A 4,954-nucleotide genomic window follows, 5' to 3' on the forward strand; every position below is an offset into this window, starting at 1 on the left:
GGGTGTAGGTGGGGCCGCCGCGGTCGATGTCGACCCGGCTCACCGAGAAGCGCGGGTTGGACGCGGTGGCGATCACCGTCATCAGGTAGCGGTCCTCTGCCGCGGTGACCCGGCGGTCCTTCAGCCAGGGCTGGCCGGTCGGCACGAAGGTCACTTCGTCGAGGTCGAACCGGTCGGCTGCCTCACTGGCGGCGACCAGGTGGCCGTGATGGATGGGGTCGAACGTCCCACCCATCACGCCCAGGCGCCGCCGTTTTTGCACGATAGGCCAGCTTACTTGGCGTGCACCCCGCCGCGAGCGTGCGTTCACCCGGCCGCGAGCGTGCGTGTCCCCGCACGACACGCCGCGCGTCGAGCCGGTTTTCTGCACGCTCGCGGCCGTGGTGTCGAGCCAACGGTAGCTTCTAGGCATGCGAGCGACCATTGACAAGGCAGGGAGATTGGTTATTCCAAAGGCGCTGCGCGACCAGCTCGGGCTCCGCTCCGGCGAAGTCGAAGTAACGGCCGACGGCGCTGCGCTGCGCGTCGAGCCGCCTGCCGGCGACTCACTCGACGAGCGGGATGGACGCTGGTTCATACCTGCGGGGGGCGCAGAGATCAACGACGAGATCGTACGGACATTGCGCGATGCCGGCCAGCGGTAGAGCGGCCTCGGTGCTGGTCGACACCAGCGTTGCCGTCGCGTTGACGGTCGCCGATCACGACCATCATGAGCAGACCTTCCAGGCGTTGCGTGGCCGATCACTCGGTCTGGCTGGCCACGCCGCATTCGAGACCTTCTCCGTCTTGACGCGGCTACCACCGCTAGCCCGCAGGACCCCACCGACTGTCGCGCAATTGCTTGCCAACATGTTCCCCGAGACCAGATTTCTCGGCGCCGCTACGGCGGCATCGCTACTGGCCACACTCGGTTCGGCAGGGATCGCCGGTGGGTCGGTGTACGACTCGCTCGTCGGTGCCACCGCATACGAACATCGGCGCCCATTGGTTACCCGCAATCGACGCGCCCTGGAGGTTTATCGCACGCTCGACGTCGACGTGGAGTTGCTGGCCTAACCGCTGGGTGGTCGCTCACTGCGCCGAGCAATTCCATACTGACACCTGAGCAAGCGGTCCGGCAGCTCGCACGTCACCAACGTGCGCATGAAACCCGGGGTGATTCAATAGAGCCATCAGCCCGGCCACCTGGGTCAGATAAGGAGTTTGAATCGATGGTTGCATTGAATGTCAGCCCGCTGCACGCGGACCTTCCCTTCGGCGCGCGTATCTCCGGTGTGACACGGCAAGCCTTGGACGACGCGGGCGTGCGGCAGCGGATCCGCGGCGTCTTCGAGGACCGCGGTGTCATCGTCTTCGAGGGGGTTGAGCCGACTGCCGAAATGCAGGTGTTGATCAGCGAGGTCATCGGGCCGCTGAAGGACCATCCGGTGAAGACGGTACGCCGCTATGACCGTGAAAACATGCCCGGCGTGATCACCATCGCCACCGACCCGAACGCCACCATCGTCGAAATCGACGGCAATCCGTTGATGCTATGGCAGCCTTGGCATTTCGACCACACATATAACAATGAGCTGAACCGAGCAGGAGTGTTGCGGGCCGACGAGACCCCTCCCGAGGGCGGCGATACGGCCTTTGCCGATGGTATCGACATCTACAGGCGGATGGCGCCGGATATTCGGCAGAAGGCCGGACCCCTCAACATCATCTACACGCTCGATCTATATTACGAGCGACAAAAATGGGGGTTGCCGCAAAACTTTCGCATCATCCAAAGCAAAGGCGCTACGGTGTCAGAGACCGCGAAAACCTTCCCCCGCGCGATTCATCCGGCGGTCTGGACACGTGAGTCCGGCGAGAAGGTGCTGCACATGACGCCGTATGGCTGTCGTGGCATCGAGGGGATGGAAAACCCGGAAGGTGATGCACTGTTCAAGGAAATTTGGGATGAAGCGGAGAAATGTATTCGGCCTTATGTGCATCACTGGCAGCCGGGCGAAATGGTGCTGTGGGATAACTGGCGCGTGCTGCATGAAGCCCGTGGCTGCGACCCCAAGTATCGCCGGATCATGCACCGCACGACCATCGAGGGAGATTACGGGCTGGGGCGGTGGGAAACGCCGGCGAATGCCGCTCCGGCCGCGCGCCAGCTATAAACGCTTGGTGCCATTATTTCCAGAAAGCGTTCATCGGTTCGGCGTACTTGTCGTTGTCGGTGAGCGGGGGCAGAGTTCCCGGCGCAGGACGCAAGGCGTCTGCAATAGTGGACATCAGGTCGTACTGGTTGTAGTAGGTGTCGGTGGTGAAGGGGCCGGCTTGCATCCCCCCATCCGTCACGGCGGCCTGGTTCGGGATGACGATCATCGGAACATTGTTGCCTTCGTTAAAGTGGTCGACGCCCAGTGACGGTTCGTTGTTGTCCTCGTCAAACGTGATGATGATCGCGTCCTTCTCGTTCGGGTCAGTCCACGTCGGCGACTTCTCAATGGTGGATACCGTCTGCTGGAGGTACTGGTCCTCGCTCTTCAAGCCGGACGGGAAGTTCAGGAGGTCGCCTTTAATAAAGTTCCAAATTTTGTCAAGGATACTGGTAGGAGGGTCGGGTTTGACCCACGCGAAGTCCGGGAAGGTGCTCGGGTTCTGCAGAGCGCTCGACAAATCCGCCTGCGGGAAAATATGTTCCTGCAGGTAGGCGGGGGTGTTGTCGTAGACGTACTTGAAGAAGCCGAAGGGCGTCGCGGAGAGGGAGTCTTGCGGCGTTATGACGGTACCCGGGGCAATGCCCTGCTCGTAGCCGGCCCACGATACGCCCGCCTGATCCATTTCCTGCATGAGGCTGGGCGCATTGATGACGTCCGCGTCGACGTTGTAGTCGATGCCGAAGCTCGACCCACCCATGATCCGGATGTAGTTGCCGTTGCTGGGGTGGCTCAGCGCGTAGTAGTTGCTGGCGAAATCTTCTGTCTTGATCAGCTGGTTCAAGAACGGCGCGTAGGTGGGGAGGCTCTCGACCCGCTTGACGCCCTGGTTCTCCAAGTAGATCAAGAACACGTGATTCAGGTGGCCGACGTCCGACGTCGGCAGGGTGAGCGGCGCCGCGGTGAGGCTTGGATCGCCGACCGTGAACGACTCGTTGGCGGCGTAGGCGGAATTGTAGTTGCCGAGGAATTGGTTTTCGTCGTGGAAGACCGTGGTCACCTGCGCGGAAGTGGTGCCCTCCGGGACCGTCCCGGTGATCTCACGCTCCTGAAACCCGGTGATACCCAGGCGATCCCATACCGTGACCGGCTTGAGCGAGCCGGTGCCCAGCACGTGCCCGTCGGCGCCCAGGAAGCTGACCTGCACTGTGGTGTAGGAGGAGTTCAAGCCCTGGCCGCCGAGATCTGCGCTCAGCTCGTACGGCGTCCCGGCCGCACCGGTGAGGTCGACGGTTTGGCTGATGCTCGACGTGGCCACCGGTCCACCGCCGGCGAAATTGTCGTCACCAGCCGGGGTGCCCGGGGGCGCCTCCTGCGGAAAGCCCAGGTAACCCGTCAGCTTTGGGAACGGAAACGACAATACGTTCGGATAACCGCGCGGGGTGCCGTATTCGATCACGGTCGGGGTGCCGGTCTCCGTCCAGCCCGGAATGGTCACCCCGCTGAAGCCCGACCTGGACGGGTCGGCAATGTCGAAGTTGCCGTTGACCAGCAAGTTCTGGCTCATCGGCTGCGCGGCATTCCCGGCGTCGGCGGCAGGAGCAGCCTGGCTGAGCCAATCATTGAGCACGCTGTCAACGTGTTGACCAAAGCTGCTGTCAAGCCAGTCCTGCTCTAGCCCATGCAACCAGGCATCAAACGGACTGGCCGCCGCCACCGAGCCCACATCAGAAAGCGAACCCAGGCCCACCCCCGCCGTCGACTCGGTGGCATCCAAGCCCAGACTGCCCGGCTCGGGAACCGCCGCCGAACCGGCAGCCACCTCACCCAGCGAACCCGTGATGGAATTGATGATCGGCTCAACAATCGCGTCAAACTCATCGGCCTTGGCTTTCGGCGCATTGGCCAGCGGCCCCAACCCCAACGTCAAACACGCGCTGATCGCCCCGGCCAACCAGACTGCACGTCGACGGCGGTGGATCATGCCGCCACGTCGATCAACCGTCGCTGGCAGGTGTCCTCGCGGGGGTAGTTCACGGGGGCCCTGGGGTAGTTGTCGCATCGTTGTCAGGTCTCCCACTGGATAAGAAACGTTGCATGACCAGTATCCACACAAATCTACACATTTATACCTCAGCGTGCGGGCTCAGCATCACCGAACCCAGCCGACACACCTGGGGATGTGTGCGCTGCCTATGCGGTCAGCGCATCGCCCGTGAGACGGATTCCTTCACAGCTGCAGTCCTAGCGGCTTATAGAACCGCGTATCAAGATACGGAACTCAAGCTGCGGCGACACGCGGTCACTTGTTGGGCAACCCGGATCGTGGCGCGTATCGTCGGAGACCCGGAGTCGTCGTAGAAGATCCGGAATCGAAAGTCGATGGGAGAGTGCTCAAATGCCGCTCGTGGAACAGCCCAGTGGAGGAGCAGCGACCACCCGATTCGTCGACCGGGTGCATGCGATCAACTGGAATCGCCTGCTGGACCCGAAGGACGCGCAGGTATGGGACCGCTTGACCGGCAACTTCTGGCTGCCGGAGAAGGTGCCGCTCTCCAACGACCTGCCGTCGTGGCAGACGCTGGCCACCGACGAGCAGCAGGCGACGGTCCGGGTGTTCACCGGGCTGACTCTGCTCGACACCGCGCAGGCAACCATCGGCGCGGTGTCGATGATCGCCGACGCGATCACGCCGCACGAGGAGGCGGTGCTGACCAACATGGCGTTCATGGAGTCGGTGCACGCCAAGAGCTACAGCTCGATTTTTTCCACACTGTGCTCGAGTCGCCAGATCGACGACGCGTTCGAGTGGTCGG

The 4,954-nt window shown here is 62.6% G+C and carries 6 protein-coding genes; 4 read left to right on the forward strand and 2 right to left on the reverse strand.

Annotated features, from left to right (window positions below; all coding sequences use genetic code 11):
- The coding region (locus tag AC2VOP_RS21565) for a nicotinate-nicotinamide nucleotide adenylyltransferase (RefSeq protein WP_486962862.1) at positions 1-235 on the reverse strand (235 nt) is incomplete at its 3' end.
- A 175-nt stretch (positions 236-410) separates the two neighbouring features.
- Between AC2VOP_RS21565 and AC2VOP_RS21570 the strand changes: the two genes are divergently transcribed.
- From AC2VOP_RS21570 to AC2VOP_RS21580, 3 genes are all read left to right on the forward strand, one after another.
- Complete coding sequence (locus AC2VOP_RS21570) at positions 411-644, forward strand: AbrB/MazE/SpoVT family DNA-binding domain-containing protein (protein ID WP_486962857.1); 234 nt, start codon at positions 411-413, stop codon at positions 642-644.
- Entirely contained in the window at positions 628-1,056 is a 429-nt protein-coding gene (locus AC2VOP_RS21575) for a PIN domain-containing protein (RefSeq protein WP_486962858.1), read from the forward strand. Before AC2VOP_RS21570 ends, AC2VOP_RS21575 begins: the two co-directional genes overlap by 17 nt.
- Positions 1,057-1,211: 155 nt before the next feature.
- Positions 1,212-2,156: a TauD/TfdA dioxygenase family protein gene (locus AC2VOP_RS21580; protein ID WP_486962859.1), complete on the forward strand. Its 945-nt coding sequence runs from the start codon at positions 1,212-1,214 to the stop codon at positions 2,154-2,156.
- Between the two features lie 13 nt (positions 2,157-2,169).
- Here the strand turns inward: AC2VOP_RS21580 and AC2VOP_RS21585 are convergent, their stop codons facing one another.
- Entirely contained in the window at positions 2,170-4,092 is a 1,923-nt protein-coding gene (locus AC2VOP_RS21585; RefSeq protein WP_486962860.1) for an alkaline phosphatase family protein, read from the reverse strand.
- A 444-nt stretch (positions 4,093-4,536) separates the two neighbouring features.
- On the opposite strand from AC2VOP_RS21585, the gene AC2VOP_RS21590 reads away from it, so the two are divergent.
- A partial coding sequence (locus tag AC2VOP_RS21590) for a ribonucleotide-diphosphate reductase subunit beta (protein WP_486962861.1) occupies positions 4,537-4,954 on the forward strand: 418 nt, incomplete at its 3' end.

This window comes from Mycobacterium sp. TH-M106 (assembly GCF_057473765.1).